The sequence below is a fragment of the Desulforapulum autotrophicum HRM2 genome (assembly GCF_000020365.1).
Taxonomy (GTDB): Bacteria; Desulfobacterota; Desulfobacteria; order Desulfobacterales; family Desulfobacteraceae; genus Desulforapulum; species Desulforapulum autotrophicum.
This window is the reverse complement of sequence record NC_012108.1, coordinates 1562801-1579008: the sequence shown is the minus strand read 5'-3', so window position 1 is coordinate 1579008 and position 16208 is coordinate 1562801. Positions and strand designations below refer to the sequence as shown.

The 16208-nt window shown below is 52.6% G+C and carries 11 protein-coding genes; 1 reads left to right on the top strand and 10 read right to left on the bottom strand.

Going from position 1 to position 16208, the window contains the following annotated elements; translation table 11 throughout:
- Window positions 1-54: 54 nt before the first annotated feature.
- The 3 genes from HRM2_RS06880 to HRM2_RS06870 form a co-directional block, all read right to left on the bottom strand.
- Window positions 55-930, bottom strand: a complete 876-nt coding sequence (locus HRM2_RS06880) for a transglutaminase family protein (RefSeq protein WP_015903280.1) — start codon at window positions 928-930, stop codon at window positions 55-57.
- Entirely contained in the window at window positions 920-3664 is a 2745-nt protein-coding gene (locus tag HRM2_RS06875; RefSeq protein WP_015903279.1) for a circularly permuted type 2 ATP-grasp protein, read from the bottom strand. The genes HRM2_RS06880 and HRM2_RS06875 overlap by 11 nt, the downstream gene beginning before the upstream one ends.
- Window positions 3665-3843: 179 nt before the next feature.
- A complete protein-coding gene (locus HRM2_RS06870) occupies window positions 3844-7218 on the bottom strand; it encodes a transglutaminase family protein (RefSeq protein WP_015903278.1) in 3375 nt (1124 codons plus the stop codon).
- An 83-nt stretch (window positions 7219-7301) separates the two neighbouring features.
- On the opposite strand from HRM2_RS06870, the gene HRM2_RS06865 reads away from it, so the two are divergent.
- Window positions 7302-7571, top strand: coding sequence for a hypothetical protein (locus HRM2_RS06865; protein WP_015903277.1), 270 nt, complete (start codon window positions 7302-7304; stop codon window positions 7569-7571).
- Window positions 7572-7702: 131 nt separating this feature from the next.
- Here HRM2_RS06865 and HRM2_RS06860 read toward each other — a convergent pair whose 3' ends face one another.
- From HRM2_RS06860 to potA, 7 genes are all read right to left on the bottom strand, one after another.
- Window positions 7703-8680: an alpha-E domain-containing protein gene (locus HRM2_RS06860; RefSeq protein WP_015903276.1), complete on the bottom strand. Its 978-nt coding sequence runs from the start codon at window positions 8678-8680 to the stop codon at window positions 7703-7705.
- The gene (locus HRM2_RS06855) at window positions 8673-10214 is read right to left on the bottom strand and encodes a circularly permuted type 2 ATP-grasp protein (RefSeq protein ID WP_015903275.1); all 1542 of its coding nucleotides are present in this window, start codon (window positions 10212-10214) and stop codon (window positions 8673-8675) included. The genes HRM2_RS06860 and HRM2_RS06855 overlap by 8 nt, the downstream gene beginning before the upstream one ends.
- Before the next feature lie 344 nt (window positions 10215-10558).
- On the bottom strand, window positions 10559-12373 hold the full coding sequence (locus HRM2_RS06850; RefSeq protein ID WP_015903274.1) for a GspE/PulE family protein: 1815 nt from the start codon (window positions 12371-12373) through the stop codon (window positions 10559-10561).
- Window positions 12374-12386: 13 nt separating this feature from the next.
- Window positions 12387-13418 (bottom strand): extracellular solute-binding protein, encoded by a 1032-nt coding sequence (locus HRM2_RS06845; protein ID WP_015903273.1) that lies wholly within the window; start codon window positions 13416-13418, stop codon window positions 12387-12389.
- Complete coding sequence (potC, locus tag HRM2_RS06840) at window positions 13415-14188, bottom strand: spermidine/putrescine ABC transporter permease PotC (RefSeq protein ID WP_015903272.1); 774 nt, start codon at window positions 14186-14188, stop codon at window positions 13415-13417. Before potC ends, HRM2_RS06845 begins: the two co-directional genes overlap by 4 nt.
- Window positions 14185-15039, bottom strand: a complete 855-nt coding sequence (locus tag HRM2_RS06835; RefSeq protein WP_015903271.1) for an ABC transporter permease — start codon at window positions 15037-15039, stop codon at window positions 14185-14187. The genes potC and HRM2_RS06835 overlap by 4 nt, the downstream gene beginning before the upstream one ends.
- Window positions 15032-16114 (bottom strand): spermidine/putrescine ABC transporter ATP-binding protein PotA, encoded by a 1083-nt coding sequence (gene potA, locus HRM2_RS06830; RefSeq protein ID WP_015903270.1) that lies wholly within the window; start codon window positions 16112-16114, stop codon window positions 15032-15034. The genes HRM2_RS06835 and potA overlap by 8 nt, the downstream gene beginning before the upstream one ends.
- Window positions 16115-16208 lie beyond the last annotated feature (94 nt).

Here is a 16208-nt window from a genome sequence, read left to right as displayed (position 1 = left end):
CTATATACTCCCCCACCATCCGCCAGGGAGAGCCACCGGGGGTATCACATGGGCTCAGGTCCCCGGTCTGACATCCACCGATACGGAAAGCTGATGGGTACCCCCTCCCAGCACGGTGCCCTTCACCGGGGTCACATCACTGTAGTCCCGTCCCCATGCCAGGGTCAGGTGCTGATCCGTTGGGATAACATTGTTGGTGGGGTCCAGATCCACCCACCCCATGCCCGGAATATAAATGGAAAGCCAGGCGTGGGAGGCATCTGCACCAACAAGCTTTTCCTTGCCCGGAGGCGGCAAGGTGTGAAGATACCCGCTGACATAGCGGGCACAAAGCCCCAATGACCGCAGGCAGGCAATCTCAATGTGGGCAAAATCCTGGCACACACCCCGTTTCATTTCAAAGGAGGTATCCACCGCTGTGGTGGTGGTGGTTGCCCCGGGATCATATTTAAACTGGGTAAAAACCCGCTCAGTCAATGCCAGGGCCGCCTTTAAAATGGGTTCCCCGGGTTGAAAAAGATCCCGTGCCCATGCGGCAAATTTTTCACCCACCGGTATCATGGAAGAGGCAAACACAAATTGAAAGGCCTCCATGGTTTCGGGGGTGGCATGCTGCCACACCATCTTCTTTACCTGGTCCCAGGCCGGCGTCTGCTCCGGGGGTATGGGGTTTGCCGGAGTAAGAATGACTTGGCTTCCAGCGGTTATTTCCAGGGTTCTGTGGGGCCTCTGGATAGTAGTGGTGGTAACGGTGTTGCCAAAAAAGTCCATTCGCTGGGAAAAGGTGGATGGCTCCGGTGACAGGGTGATGGTATTTTTCACACAGTTCTGGGTGGGTGTCTGGCGGGGCGTCAAAAACAGCTCATTGTGGGATAAAGAGGCCACATCACCATGGTGATACCGGGTGATATGGGAAATATTATACTGCATAGGGCGCTCCGGTCAGTGAGAAATCATTTTTTAAGACAGAGGGCTTTCCGAGATTTCCCAGCTGTTTTTCCGTTTCAATGCGACTTAAATAGTGCTGGGAGATGTGGTTGGCAAGGGTGATAATTCCCTTATCCAGATGATCCAGCAGTTGGGTCAGTCGGTTCAGCTCCCCCTGTTCATTCTTTTCCAGGAGTTCCCGGATATCGATAAGGCGCAGCTGGGTGGTAAGATCCAGGGTGATCTTCTCCTCCCGGGTTTTAAAGGCCTTTGCTTCACTGCCGGGAAGGGTCTCCACATGGTCAAACAGGGCTGCCATCTGAAACCCTACGGCCCGGGGATTGAGTTCATCCAGCAGCAGCAGATCCACAATGGGTTCCACCTGGAGGGTGGTGCGATACCGGGTGTGGTAGGTGATGGTGCTGTCTGCCACCTCCAGCAGGGCCTCCAGTTCCTGGTTGATGGGTTCCCGGTCCGATGCAAACAGCGTCTGGAGCAGGGAAATCATATACGTCGCCCGTTCCAGCCGGCGTCCCATGTCCATGAACCGCCATCCCATGGCCCGGGTCATGCTTTCCAATGCCAGACCGGCAAAGGCAGACATGGTGAGAATCATTTCGTTGACCAGCTCCTGGGCCTCACTGATGCGGCTGTGACGGTGGGGAGAAAACAGTGCCATCTCCTTTTCCATGCGTCCCAGAACATGCCAGGAATCAATGGAAAGTCTGTCCCGGACACTGGCAGCCACCCGTTTGACATTGTAAAGGGAGCTGATGATGCTGCCGGGTCGCTTTACATCAAACAGACAGGCCAGAATTTCGGTTTCAATAATCTGCATGGAATAGGCATCACCAGGGGGAGAAAAATGGGCCCCTGTGATCTCAAGTGCGGCCATGGCCCGCAGCAGAAAGGGAAATTCTTCCATGATATCCAGACGGGTTTCACTGTTCAATCTTGTCAGCACACTGCGAATCACCCGGAGCATACCTTCAGTGCGCTCCACATAGCGACCCAGCCAGAGCATGTTGTCCGCCACCCGGCTTGGCAGATCACTTCCCCTGTGGATCTCCAGGGGTTCTGTGAACTGGGTCATCATGGTCTGATGGGCCACTATGCCATCGGTGAAACACCAGGTGTCCTTGCTTCCTCCCTGGAGGGTGCCTTCATGACTTTTCCTTCCGGCATCCCGGGCTACCCGGGTCAGAGCTCCCGGCATCACAACAACCCTGTCTTCCACAGACAACACCGTTTCAGGACCTGTGATGGCTCCACCGCCATGGGTGACCAGGCTGGAGAACAGCCGCATTGTGACACTGCCGTTTACCAGGGATCCCTTTTCCCAGACCGGAAAAGAGCATGGCGTCATGGGTTCCCGGGCCACATAGGCATAGGGCATGGCCTTTATTTTTGCCCCAAGATCTGCAATTTTTTCAGGCGTCATTTCCCGGGTATCAACCACAGGAACTTCCGGAGATGCAAAGGCCGAAGAAATGATCATGGAATGACCGGGATCCGTTATCCGGGAAAGGACCTTGTTCAAGGCATCTGGTTGACCACACCACAGCGTGGGTGCATCTTCAAGCACAAGATCCTCCCCCAGAAGCAGGCGGCACAGCCTCGGCAGAAAAGGAACCAGGGCCGGTGTCTCAAGAATCCCGCTGCCCAGTGGATTGGCCACGGCCACATTCCCCGACCGAACGGCCTGGACAAGGCCCGGCACACCGGTGAGCGAAGAATTGCCGAAGACCAGGGGATCACAGGCAGTATCCTGGAGACGCCGTAGGATCACATCCACCGGATGCAGTCCCTTCAGGGTCTTTAAAAACACCACATCATTGCGCACGGTAAGGTCACTGCATTCCACCAGGGTAAAGCCCATATACCGGGAGAGAAAGACATGCTCAAAATAGGTAGAACTGGAAGGGCCGGATGAGAGCATTACAATGCTGGGTTCCCGCTTCTTCAGACCTGAAATTTCCATGAGGGAATGGTTAAAAGATTTGAAAAATGGTGCCAGACGCATCACCTTGCCCGAATGAAACATCCGGGGCAGAATCCGGGAAAGAATAATTCGGTTTTCAAGGGCATATCCTGCACCTGAAGGCGACTGGGTCCGCTGGCCAACCACCCGCCATACATCGTCTGAAAAACGGCACAGGTCTGTTGCATGGAAGTGAAAGGCCGGAATTTCTTCCCGGTAAAGACCCTGGCACTGGCGCAAAAATTTCGGATTGGCAAAAAAAAGTTCCGGCGGCAGATGATTTTTATAAATCAAGGTCTGGGATCCATAGATATCTGCATGGATGGCACCCAGAAGCCGGGTTCTCTGGGCCACGCCCTTTTCCAGGGCCAACCATGTTTGGGCCGCTATGGGAAGGGGAATGGGGTCCAGCTCCCAGGGACGCTCCTGACGGGCATCATCTTTGAACATATTATAGGCTACCCCATGCTCATGCATGATCTGGCGGGCCTTTTTCCACCGGCGTTCCAGCTCCTGGTTGCCCAGACTGTTCAAATAGCTGAGTACCCCCTGCCAATGGGACTGGGGGGTACCGTCCGGGGTCAGGATTCCGCTGCAGCTGCCTGACATGGGAAACGACCCGGGAAATACCGGATCTGCAATAACGGTATCGTCCTCCATGGTTGCCTTGGCTAAAGAACTTCCGGTCTGTTGCTGAAAAAGTCCAGGGGCTTGCCGGAGAGGTTTTTCCAGAGAATCGGGGGGATCTGATGTCATGATGTTATCTTGAGTGTACCATAATTATAGTTAGTGGTTGACCGAAAACCTGTGTTTGATGAAAACTTGCCCATATGCAAGGCGCAAGCAAAGCTGAAACCGGAGTGTACTGGAGTACATGAGGATTTCAGGTTTGTGCAGCAACGCGTCAGATGGGTGAGTTTTCGTTCAAACACTAGTTATCTTTTTGCCTGGGTCCGCAGATCAAGGGTGTGGGGAAACGCGCTGTTCGGCGCTTCAGTGGGTATCTGATCCAGGGGCCCCGGGGTATGGCCGAAGCTGACAAACCGGGAAACACGACGGCCTTCGGCCTCATAGGCATTAACGGGGAACACCTCATAGCTGCGCCCCCCGGGGTGGGCCACGTGGTAAGTGCATCCGCCGATGGATCGTTTACTCCAGGTATCCACCAGATCAAAGGTAAGTGGCGCATGGCTGCCGATGGTGGGATGCAGACACGACGGAGGCTGCCAGGCCCGGTACCGGACTGCGGCCACAAATTCCCCCTTTGTACCCGTGGGCTGCAGGGGCAAGGGTCGTCCATTGCAGAGCACCTTATGCCGGGAATCGGTCATATTTTTCACCAGCACCTGCATTTTTTCCAGGGAAGAATCCACGTATCGAGCCGTGCCGCCACCGCCCGGCTCTTCACCCAGCACATGCCAGGGCTCCATGGCCACCCTCAATTCCATCTCGATCCCGGCATGGGTCACCTGGCCCACAAAGGGAAAGCGGAACTCAAAATGGGGATGAAAATGGTCAGCCGTCATGGGGTAACCATCCCGGGCAAGTTCATCAAGCACCTCACAAAAATCCTGCCATACATAATGGGGCAGCATGAACCGGTCGTGGAGGCTGGTGCCCCAGTGCACCAGTTTTTCTTCATAGGGCTTTTTCCAGAATTTCACCATACAGATGCGAAGCAGCAGCTGCTGGGCAAGGCTCATCCGGGCATGGGGGGGCATTTCAAACGATCGAAACTCCACAAGTCCCAGCCGGCCTGTGGCACTGTCCGGCGAATACAGTTTGTCAATGCAGAACTCGGCCCTATGGGTATTACCGGTAAGATCGGTGAGCAGATGCCTGAACAGCCGGTCCACCAGCCAGGGCGGACAGGGCAGCTCCGAATTCCCGGTCTGGGCCTTTAATTCATCAAAGGCGATCTCCAGCTCATACAGCGTATCATGACGGGCCTCATCAATACGGGGAGCCTGGCTGGTGGGCCCCATGAACAACCCTGAAAAGAGAAAGGAAAGACTGGGGTGGTTGTTCCAATAGGTCAGAAAACTTCTCAGCAGATCCGGGCGTTTCAACCAGGGACTCTCTGCAGGGGTGGCGCCTCCCATGATGATGTGATTGCCGCCACCGGTACCGCTGTGACGGCCGTCCAGCATGAACTTTTCCGTTCCAAGCCCCGTCAGCCGGGCGGCTTCATAAAGTTCCGTGGTGGTGTCCACCATCTCCTTCCAGGTGTGGGCCGGATGGATATTAACCTCCATGACCCCGGGGTCCGGGGTAATGCTGAACCGATTAAAACGATGATCAAAGGGAGGCGTATATCCTTCAATGATCACCGGCATTTTTGTGATGGCTGCGGCATCTTCAATGGCGGTGATGAGTTCAAAATAATCCACGGCCCGCTCCATGGGGGGCATGAACACATAAAGCCGTCCCCCCCGGGGCTGGATGCAAAGGGCCGTTCTGATAACCCAGGCCGCGGACTCTCCAACAACGGGTTTGGGCTCGGCAAAGGGCCGGGGCTGGGACACCACATCGGCCCGTATCTGAACTTCGGGTTCCCCTTCAAGGTGGGACTGGGATTGCCGTTCCGCAAGCAATTCCTTGATTTTTTCTTTGTCGGCATCCGAGGTCAACGGGTCCGGCAGGGGTTCTTTTCCCCCCATGGGATCTTCTTCCACCACATGGGGGTATTCCTTTTCCGCCACCCAGGGCAAGGAGTCCAGGGGCAGACGAAGCCCCATGGGGGAATCACCGGGAATGAGAAAAAGGGTGTCATTTCTCAGGTGCCAGGGACCGCTCTTCCACGAACCTTTTTGCAGGGGCAGAACAAAACCCGTAACCTCACCAATGCCCTTTTCAAACACCAGGGCCATGCGGGCACGGTCTTCGGCGTTTTTCAATTTCGAATCCCCTGGGGTTACATTGACGGGCAGGCGCTGCTCCTTCCACAGCCAGTGAAAGATATCCTCGTAGGCCGGCATGATATGTCGTGTGTTCACCCCCAGCACTCCGGCAATGGTCTTCATTAATTTTTGGGCCTGGTCCGGCCCAAACCCATAGTCTTTTTCTTCGTTGCCAACAAGGGCCTCATCCCGCCACACCGGTTTTCCATCCCTTCTCCACAGGCAGGTCAGGGCCCATCTGGGCAAAGATTCGCCAGGATACCACTTGCCCTGGCCAAAGTGGAGCAAACTGCCCGGAGCCCACTGGGAACGCAGTCGTTTGAGAAGGGCCACGGACAGGGGCTTTTTGGTGGGCCCCACGGCACCGGTGTTCCACTCATCGCCCTCCATATCCGTTACAGAGACAAAGGTGGGCTCCCCCCCCATGGTCAGGGTAATGTTTTCTCGAGCAATCTCCTCATCCACCCGGTATCCCAGGCTTTCAATCTGTTCCCAGATCTCCTCTGGATAGGGTTTGGTGGAACGGGGATCTTCGTGTATCCGGGTGATGTTCATGGTGTGGTTGAACGTCACCTCACATTCTTCAAGGCCACCGGTGACCGGGGCGGCCCCCCGGGGGTCAGGGGTACAGGCCAGGGGGATGTGCCCCTCTCCGGTGAGAAGACCAGATGTGGCATCAAGCCCTATCCATCCGGCTCCAGGCAGATACACCTCGGTCCAGGCATGGAGATCGGTGAAGTCTTTTTCCGGCCCGGACGGCCCTTCCAGGGATTTCACGTCCGGGGCCAGTTGAATGAGGTAGCCAGATACAAACCGGGCAGCAAGTCCCATGTGTCGGAGAACCTGAACCAGAAGCCAGGCCGAGTCCCGGCAGGAACCACTCAATTTGGTCAGGGTCTCTTCACTGCTCTGAACATTGGGTTCCATACGGATATTGTACCGAATGATCTTTTCCAGGCCCTGATTCACCATAACCAGGAAATCGTTGGTATCCATTTTACGACGGTCAATGGATGCCAGATACGCCTTTAATTTTTTTCCGGGGGGGGCCACCTCCAGAAAGGGCTTCAGATCCTTTGCCAGTTCTGGTTTGTAGGTAAAGGGAAATTGTTCCGCATGGGGTTCCAGGAAAAAATCAAATGGGTTGATGATGATCATCTCCGCCACCAGATCCACCTCAATGGAAAAATGATCGGTCTTTTCCTGAAAATTCAACCGGGAAAGGTAGTTGCTGAAGGGATCCTGCTGCCAGTTGATGAAATGATCGGCAGGTTTGATAATCTGGGAATAACTCAGAATAGGGGTGCGGCAGTGGGGGGCTGGTCTAAGCCTTACCACCTGGGGTCCCAGTTGAATTTTCCGGTCATAGATATAATCAGTTTTATGGTGTAACGCCACTTTAATGGCCATAGGAGGTTCTCCATGTTTACTTGCATTTTTTTATATAACGGCCATGTCGGCCTGCCGACACAACGAATAATGAAAATGATATTATGCCGCCCCCACCGGGCGATGGGACCGGCCCGGGACCGTCGGCGGCCCTTTTGCCCTGCCGGTCTAAAGCGCAGGAACTGCGGACAGGTGTGTCCTCAAACAGCCTGCGCTTCTTAACGCCCGGCAGGGCAAAAGGGCTCATCGCCTTTGGCTCCCAATGGGCCGGTCCCATCGCCCGCCGGGGGCTCTGCTGTCGACAATTTGAGGCTGCATTTTCTTATAAACCGGCACGGCCGGAGCGAGGTATCTTCACCGGCCACAACGAATGATGAAACGCCTCTGTTTACAGTGCTTCGGTGAGTGTTTCATATAAAAAACACCCACCAAGGCATCACCAGTGAAGATGTTTCAAATTTTGTTGTGACCAGGGCAAATATCATACTCCTGCCATGCCGGTCAATTACTGTGATGCCCCGCCATTGGTGGGGGATGCATTAACCTTAAAGAATGCCTCGTGAATATGGACTCCCACGGTGTTGATCTTGACCTGAAGATCATCCAGGTACTCGTGCATGCCCATGGCAATGGTTTCATCAATATCGGAATAATCCAGATCCGCGCACAACCGCCCCAGACTTTTTTCCGCCGGGTTGGACACCGTTCCCACCGGGGTGCCGGAAATTTTATGCAACGCCTGCTCCCCTTTTTTAAGGCAATAACGGATGGACCGGGGAAACTCACTGTCAAAGATCAGAAAATCACACACCTGTTTGGGGATAATTTGGTGGAAGCGCTTGCGGTACATTTCCAGGGCACTGGCGGATTTTAAGACCGCGGCCCACTGAATGGAATCATAGGGGGTGTTAACCTCCCCGGCCCGGGGCAGCAGCATGAAATACTTCACATCCAGGATTCGGGATGTCTTGTCCGCCCGTTCCAGCAAAAGCCCTGTGAGGGCAAACTGAAAGGCCTCACCATGGGACATGGTGGAATATAAAAGCCCGGTGAACATGTGACCACGCATGGTGATGATCTTGAAAAATTTGTGGGGATTTCGGCTGGCATAATCAGTGGTGCTGGCCTCCTTGAGTTCAAGGTAAAAACGGTTTACCTGCTCCCACATTTCAGACGAAATGATCTCCCTCACGGATCGGGCATTTTCCCTTGCCGCTCGAAGAGAAGAGATAATGGAGTTGCTGTACTCCTGATCCAGGGCAAGGAAATGAATCACGTTTTCTGACGAATAATCCTCTCCATATTTTTTTTCAAACAGCAGATGATCACCGGTGGCCATAACGATGGGCTGCCACTGCCGGGTGACTTCGGCAGGAAAATCAAGGGTCAGATTCAGGTTCACGGTAATAAACCTGGCAATATTTTCGGCCCGTTCTATGTACCTTGTCATCCAGTAAACAGAACTTGCAACACGACTAAGCATGGGGTCCTCCTGTGGTGTCACCGGGGGTTGAATCCTGAAATTGAGATTGAAAAACCTGGGTCGGTTGCGATGACGGGGATGACAGTTCATTTTCTTCGAAGCCCATGTCCGTAATCCAGGTATCCTTGGTGCCGCCTCCCTGGGAAGAGTTCACCACCAGAGACCCTTTTTTCAATGCCACCCGGGTGAGCCCCCCCGGCATCACATAGATCTCCTTACCATAGAGGATGTAGGGTCTTAAATCCACATGACGACCTTCAAAATGATCATCAACAATGGTGGGTACCCGGGAAAGTGAAAGGGTGGGCTGGGCAATGTAGTTCCGGGGATTTTTCTGAATCAACTCTGCAAATTTTTCCCGCTCCGCCTTACTGGCATGGGGCCCGATCATCATGCCATACCCCCCGGATTCGTTTGCCGCCTTGACCACCAGTTTATCCAGATTTTCAAGGACATGGGCCCTTTCCTTATCCTCCCGGCAGATGAAAGTGGGCACGTTGGGCAGAATGGCATCTTCACCCAGGTAGTATTTTATGATCTTTGGAACATAGGCATACACGGCCTTGTCATCGGCAATACCCGTCCCCGGGGCATTGGCCATGGCCACCCGGCCTGCACGATAGACATCCATGATGCCTGGAACCCCCAGCATGGAGTCGGCCCGGAAGGCTTTGGGATCTAGGAAATCATCATCCAGACGGCGATAAATCACATCGATTCTCTGGAGTCCCTTGGTGGTTTGCATATATACAAATCCGTCGGACACCACCAGATCCTGACCTTCCACCAGCTCCACCCCCATCTGCTGGGCCAGAAACGAATGCTCAAAATATGCGGAGTTGTACATGCCCGGGGTCAGCACACCGATCTTGGGTTGTGAAATACGCTGGGGTGCCAGGTTCTCCAGGGTGGCCAGAAGTTTGTTGGGATACTCATCCACCGGCCGGACTCTGGAATCGGTAAACACATGGGAAAAGGTACGTTTTAAGACCTGGCGGTTCTCCAGCACATAGGAAACCCCCGATGGACAGCGCATATTGTCTTCCAGAACATAAAACCGACCATCCTGGTCACGGACAAGATCCGTACCAGTGATGTGGCACCAGATGGATTTAGGAGGAGTCAGTCCCTCACACTGCTTCCGATAGGCGGCACAGGTCATGATGAGATCTTCTGGAACCACCTTGTCCTTTAAAATCTTGCGATCATGGTAAATGTCATTGATGAATTTATTCATGGCATAGATACGCTGTTTCAGGCCCAGTTCAATCTCTATCCAGTCTTTGTTTTCAATGATGCGGGGAATCACATCAAAGGGGAGTATTTTTTCAGTGCCTTCCTCACTGCCATAAACGGCAAAGGTGTTCCCCAGCTGGATCAGGGCTGTTTCAGCAGAACGCTGTTTGTGCATCAGATCATTTTCGGGCAGGGATTCAATCTTGTCTATGAGCAGCTTTGCACCTGGACGTGGGAGATTGTTTTCATCGAACAACTCATCATAAAAACCCTCGGTGTCATAGTTGGAAAATTTCATGTAAAAATCCTCTGGTGTGATGATTGATCATGTGTCGTGCCATGGCCCTGTTCTTTCCCTTGGCCTGTATCCGCTGTATCCAACAGGAGAAAAGACATGTATGCCGACATCTTTGTTGAATAGGACCCTCGGGACACACGCATAATACCATAAACCGGATTGTATCACAACAAGGGCATCTTCAACTATGGATGGATCAGGACTGCCTTCCTGGCATTATATTTATTGTTTGTTGAATTCCATTGTTTGTCAATTTCACCACACCCTGGTGGAGAACACCCGACTAAGGGCCATGGAAACAATAAAACCCACCATACAATTAGTCTTTTAATATTTCCATGGCCCTAACCAGAGGTGACCCTCAGGACCTCCTGAAAGGTTGTCTGGCCTGCAAGCATGGCCCTGACAGCATTCTCCTGCAGGGAGACCAGCCCCTCCATTCTGGCCCGCTTCCTCAACGAGGGGATATTGGCATCCTGGGCTGTCATTTTCTTCAATGCCTCTGAATAGGGCAGCACCTCAAAAACAGCCTGACGCCCCCTGTAACCGGTCTGGCGACATTTGGTACACCCCTTACCATACTTCAAAACAACCTCACCCTCAAGATTGACGGGCAGGCCCATCTCTTTTAGCTCCGCGGCATCCATGGTCAGATCACTGCTGCAATCGGGACAGATGCGTCGTACGAGTCTCTGGGCTGCCACGCCCACAAGGGATGACTGAATCAGAAAAGGCGGAATACCAAGGTCAAGGAGCCGGGTGACCGAGGTGACGGCATCATTGGTATGCAGGGTTGAGAGCACCAGATGGCCCGTGAGGGCGGCCTGGACGGCACTCTGGGCGGTTTCAAGATCCCGGATCTCACCCACCATGATGATATCAGGGTCCTGGCGGAGAATATTTCTCAAAATCGAGTCAAAGGTGACACCAATGGCGGGCTGGACCGAAATCTGGTTAAAATCCTCGTGGATCATCTCAATGGGTTCTTCAATGGTGACAATGTTAACCGCAGGGGTTGAGAGCATCCTCAGGGTCGAATAGAGAGTGGTGGACTTTCCACTTCCAGTGGGGCCGGTTACCAGCACAATGCCGTGGGGCCGGGAAACGATCCCCTTGAATCTTTCAAGGTCTTCGGGGAAAAACCCGAGCATGGAAAGGTCCTGGAACAGAACGTCCGGATCCATGATCCTCATGACCACCTTTTCGCCAAATGCCACGGGAATAGTGGAAACCCGGATCTCAACCTCCTTGCCCCCTTTTTCCGTTTTAATCCGTCCGTCCTGGGGTCTTCGTTTCTCGGCCATGTTGAGCCGGGACAGGGTCTTGATTCTTGAGATCACGGCATTGTGAACCTTTTTGGGAAGTTTGAACGCCGTGTGGAGCATGCCGTCAATGCGCATCCTCACAAGGCTTGTCTCCCTTTTGGGTTCGATGTGAATGTCGCTTGCCCGCTGGTCAAAGGCGTAGGAAAAAAGATGGTTGACCGCGTTAACGATATGCTGGTCGGTTGCAGGCAGTTCATCCATGGTCTGGAGGCGAACATACTGCTCAAGGTTTCCAAGATCCACCCCACTTCCTGTAAACTGGTGCTCTGCAGCAGTAATAGAATGGCGAAACCCGAAGAACTCGTCAATCAGACGAATGATGTCCGATTTTGAACTGATAACAGGTACTACCTTAAAATCAGAAACCCGCTCCACATCGTCGATGGCTTCATGGTTAAAAAAATCCGAGGTGGCCACCACAAGTCTTCCCTCATCCATCCCAAGGGGCAGAAGCAGATGTTTCATGGCAAAGGAACGTGGTATGGTCCGGGTCACAAGGTTGAGATCAAGGTTTAACGGATCTATTTTTTTGTAAACCAGGCCAAGCCCCCTGGAAATGGCCTCGTACAGTGTATCCTCATCAAGCTTCCTGTCTGGATCATCCCTTCGAGAGATCTTGAAGGCTACCAGAATATCAACAAAGCTGATGGGCGCCTCAATCAAGGTTTCGGAACGGTTTTTTTTCCTTTTTTCAGCCCTTTTTGCCTCAAGGGCAGCCGTGGCTGAAGCCTCCCGGGCAAGAATGCCTGTTGCCTGCTCCGAGGATATAAGCCGCTGGTCAACAAGAATCTTGCAGATCTGCCGGGAATCACCTTCGGGTCCATGAGCTATCATATGTCGTCCACCCTTAAAGTTCTGTTTTCAGTTGCTCCCAATAGCGCTCATAAATAAGAATGGCGTCACCCACATCTGTCTGAAATTCACCTTTTTCCACAATTGCAGGGTCAGGAAAGATCATGGGATTGTTCGTGAGTCCTTTGTCCATGAGCCCCATTGCCGTGCGATTGGCAGGAGCATACCCCACATATTCGCAGATAAGCTTTGCCATTTCAGGCTTGAGAATAAAATCCATAAATGTATGGGCCTCACCCTTGTTTTTGGAACCTTTGGGAATGCACATGGAATCGACCCAGAAGATGGCGCCCTCCTTTGGATACACATACTGGATAGCGGGAAACTCCTGGGATGCCATGTATGCCTCCCCATTCCAGATCATGCCGGCATAGGTCTCAAGGTTTAACAGCGGCTGTTTGGGGGAATCCCCGGAAAAAACCCGGATGTTGGGCATGAGCGTCTTAATCGACTCAAAGGCCGTCTTGATATGGGCAGGATCCGTATCGTTAACGGAAAAACCGTTGACAATAAGTCCAACGCCGAACACCTCCCTCAGGTCATCGTTCATCACCAGACGATTTTTAAACTCCGGCCGCCACAAATCCTTCCATGAGGTCATGTTCCCCGGATTCACATGGTCACGATTAAAGGCCATGGCCGTTGATCCCCACACATAGGGAATGCTGTAAAGATTGCCTGGATCATAGGCTTTGTCCAGGAGAAGGGGGTCAAGGTGGTTGAAATGGGTCAGCTTTGACCGGTCAATGGGGGCCAGCAGACCTTCTTTTCTCATTCGGTGGACAAAATAGGTGGAGGGAAACACCAGGTCATACCCCTTGCCCTTTAGCAGCTTAACCCTGGCATACATGGATTCGTTACTCTCATAGGTGGAGTACACCACCTTGATACCCGTTTCCTTTTGAAAGGCCGAGATCACCTCGTCGGGCATATATTCCGTCCAGTTGTACACATATACGCTTGGCCTTGCAGCAGACACAAGGGCCGGCACCAGAACTGCCAGTACAACAACCATCCATTTTTTCATTTTAACGCTCTCTCCTTTGTCAGAAGATGGGCCAAAGCCAGGGCCGCCAGGGTTATTAAAAAAAGAATGGAGCAAAGGGCGTTGACTTCCGGCTTTACCCCCAGACGCACCATGGAGTATATTTTCAGGGGAAGAATTTCAAATTCAGGCCCTGTCACAAAAAAACTGATGATAACATCATCCAGGGAAAGGGTAAAGCTCAACAGCCAGCCGGCCAGTACCGCAGGCAGGATCATGGGCAGAATGATCCTGAAAAAAGTCTCAAACTCCCCGGCACCCAGGTCCCGGGCCGCATCGACCACCGCGGGATCAAACCCGCTGATGCGGGCATGGACCGTTACAATGACAAAGGGAAGACAAAAGGTGACATGGGCCAGGAGCAGGGTCAAAAAACCGGTCTCTACCCCCATGAGTACAAAGAGCATAAGCAGGGAGATCCCCATGACAATGTCCGGGCTCATCATCACTGAATGGACCAACCCGAAAAAAACCTTACGCCCCACAAACCGATAGCGGTTCACGGCAAAAGCCCCAAGGGTGCCGATGGCTGTTGCAATGATGCTTGAAACCACAGCCACGGTCATTGAATTGAAAAAAGCGTCCAGAAGCTGTTGGTTTTCAAAGAGTTTAACATACCACTTAAGGGTAAACCCTTTCCACACGGTTGTGAACTTTGCACTGTTGAAAGAATAAACCATGAGGGTAAAAAGCGGGATATAGAGAAAGGCGTAAACAGCCGTCAGCCAGGATACCCCGATAAAACGCTTCATAATATTACCGAACGGTTAAAACGTTTCATAATTAGCAGATAGATGCTGATCATGAAAATCATGGCAACAATCAGAAACACGCTTGCCGCTGACCCAAAGGGCCAGTTGCCCGCTGTCAAAAACTGGTTTTTGATGAAATTCCCAACCAGCATGGATTTGGCACCACCCAGAAGATCGGGAATATAAAAAAGCCCCATGGAGGGAAGGAACACCATGATGCATCCGGCCATAACCCCGGGAATGGAGAGGGGCAGAACCACCCCCATGAAGGTTTGAAAATTATTGGCACCAAGATCGTGGGCCGCTTCAATCAGTCCGTGGTCAAGTTTTTCAAGGACCGCATAAAGGGGCAGGATCATGAACGGCAGCAGAGAATACACCAACCCCACATAAACGGCAACGTCCGTGTAAAGAATCGATACCGGTCCCTCTACCATGCCAAGGGCGATCAGCATCGAGTTGATCACGCCATTGGCCTTCATGAGAATAACAAGGGCGTAGGTCCTGATGAGTGAACTTGTCCAGAAGGGAACCATCACCATCATGAGCAGGAGCGAACGCCTGTGTGCACTGACCCGGGTGAGAAACCAGGCAAATGGGTAACCAACGGCAAGGGTCAGAATTGTGGTGACCGTGGAGTATTCAACGGAATTGACAAAGACCTTGACCGTTATGGGGTCAAACAGGCTGCGGTAGTTGGAAAGTGTCGGCACCCACCGGAAAAAAGAGACAGGGTCCCTCTCCACAAGGCTGATGGCAACCACCATGAGGTTGGGGACAAGCACAAAGAAAAAGATCCAGAGCATATTGACACTGATGGCCGTATGCTTAAAGCGCTTGGTTTCATTCATGGGCAAGTACTACCTCCCAGCCGTCGATCCACGACACAAAGACCTTTTCGCCCACATCGTAAAAGATGGTCTCGGCATCTTCGTTGAAAAATTCGAGAACAAACACCTTTTTGCCGCCATCAAGGACAATGATCAGGTCCACGGTGGTTCCCTTGTAGATCATCTCCTCAACCCTGCCGGGAAAAAAGCCGTCCGGGCAGATCGCTTCGCCCCTTTCAACGATCATGTCTTCAGGCCGGAGCAGGACCATGATGCCATCATCCTTGCCATGATTTTTTCTATTCCTGACCGTCTTTACAATCCCCTGGACCTCGATGTCCATGGTCTCCTCCCTGGCTGCGACCACCCGGGCATCAAACAGATTGCTCTCACCGACAAATTCTGCAACAAATCGGTTCACCGGCTCCTCATAAATATCCTTGGGCGGACCCTGCTGTTCAATAACCCCGTTGTTCATCACCACCACCCGGTCAGAAAGGATCAGGGCCTCTTCCTGGTCATGGGTGACAAAGATAAAGGTGATGCCAAGCTTTCTGTGAAGCTGCCGCAATTCAAGGCGCATCTCCTTTCTAAGCTTATAATCAAGGGCGCTCAAGGGTTCGTCCAGGAGCAGGATCAGGGGTTCGTTGACAATGGCACGGGCGATGGCCACCCGTTGCTGCTGGCCGCCGGAAAGATTTTGAATCCGCCGGTTGCCAAGCCCTGAAAGTTTTACAAGGGCCAGGGTCTCCTCGACCCGGGTCTTGATTTCCAGGAACGGTACTTTTTTAAGCTTCAACCCAAAGGCGATATTGTCAAACACCGTCATATGGGGGAAAAGAGCATAGCTCTGGAACACGGTGTTGACGTCCCGGTCACAGGCCGGGACATGGGTATGATCGCACCCGTCAATATAAATTTCACCCCGGGTACAGGTTTCAAGACCTGCAATGAGCCGTAAAACCGTTGTCTTTCCACAACCGGAAGGGCCGAGAAGGGTTAGAAATTCACCTTTGACAACATCCAGGGACAAATTATTTAATACCGTATGGGTATCATAGGTTTTGGAAATGTTTTGTAATGACACGACCGACATGGCAGGGGTACCTCCCGTATGAAAACTGAAGCTGGGAAATAAACAAAATAGGTTGGAAAGTCAATAATTTTTCACAGGGCCCGGGTACGGATGC

What these genes read in the sequence shown, in the direction of transcription:
- potA (WP_015903270.1), bottom strand. Translation starts at nt 16,114, where the DNA reads ATGTCGGTCGTGTCATTACAAAACATTTCCAAAACCTATGATACCCAT.
- HRM2_RS06845 (WP_015903273.1), bottom strand. Translation starts at nt 13,418, where the DNA reads ATGAAAAAATGGATGGTTGTTGTACTGGCAGTTCTGGTGCCGGCCCTT.
- HRM2_RS06870 (WP_015903278.1), bottom strand. Translation starts at nt 7,218, where the DNA reads ATGGCCATTAAAGTGGCGTTACACCATAAAACTGATTATATCTATGAC.
- HRM2_RS06850 (WP_015903274.1), bottom strand. Translation starts at nt 12,373, where the DNA reads ATGATAGCTCATGGACCCGAAGGTGATTCCCGGCAGATCTGCAAGATT.
- HRM2_RS06855 (WP_015903275.1), bottom strand. Translation starts at nt 10,214, where the DNA reads ATGAAATTTTCCAACTATGACACCGAGGGTTTTTATGATGAGTTGTTC.
- potC (WP_015903272.1), bottom strand. Translation starts at nt 14,188, where the DNA reads ATGAAGCGTTTTATCGGGGTATCCTGGCTGACGGCTGTTTACGCCTTT.
- HRM2_RS06880 (WP_015903280.1), bottom strand. Translation starts at nt 930, where the DNA reads ATGCAGTATAATATTTCCCATATCACCCGGTATCACCATGGTGATGTG.
- HRM2_RS06865 (WP_015903277.1), top strand. Translation starts at nt 7,302, where the DNA reads ATGCCGCCCCCACCGGGCGATGGGACCGGCCCGGGACCGTCGGCGGCC.
- HRM2_RS06875 (WP_015903279.1), bottom strand. Translation starts at nt 3,664, where the DNA reads ATGACATCAGATCCCCCCGATTCTCTGGAAAAACCTCTCCGGCAAGCC.
- HRM2_RS06860 (WP_015903276.1), bottom strand. Translation starts at nt 8,680, where the DNA reads ATGCTTAGTCGTGTTGCAAGTTCTGTTTACTGGATGACAAGGTACATA.
- HRM2_RS06835 (WP_015903271.1), bottom strand. Translation starts at nt 15,039, where the DNA reads ATGAATGAAACCAAGCGCTTTAAGCATACGGCCATCAGTGTCAATATG.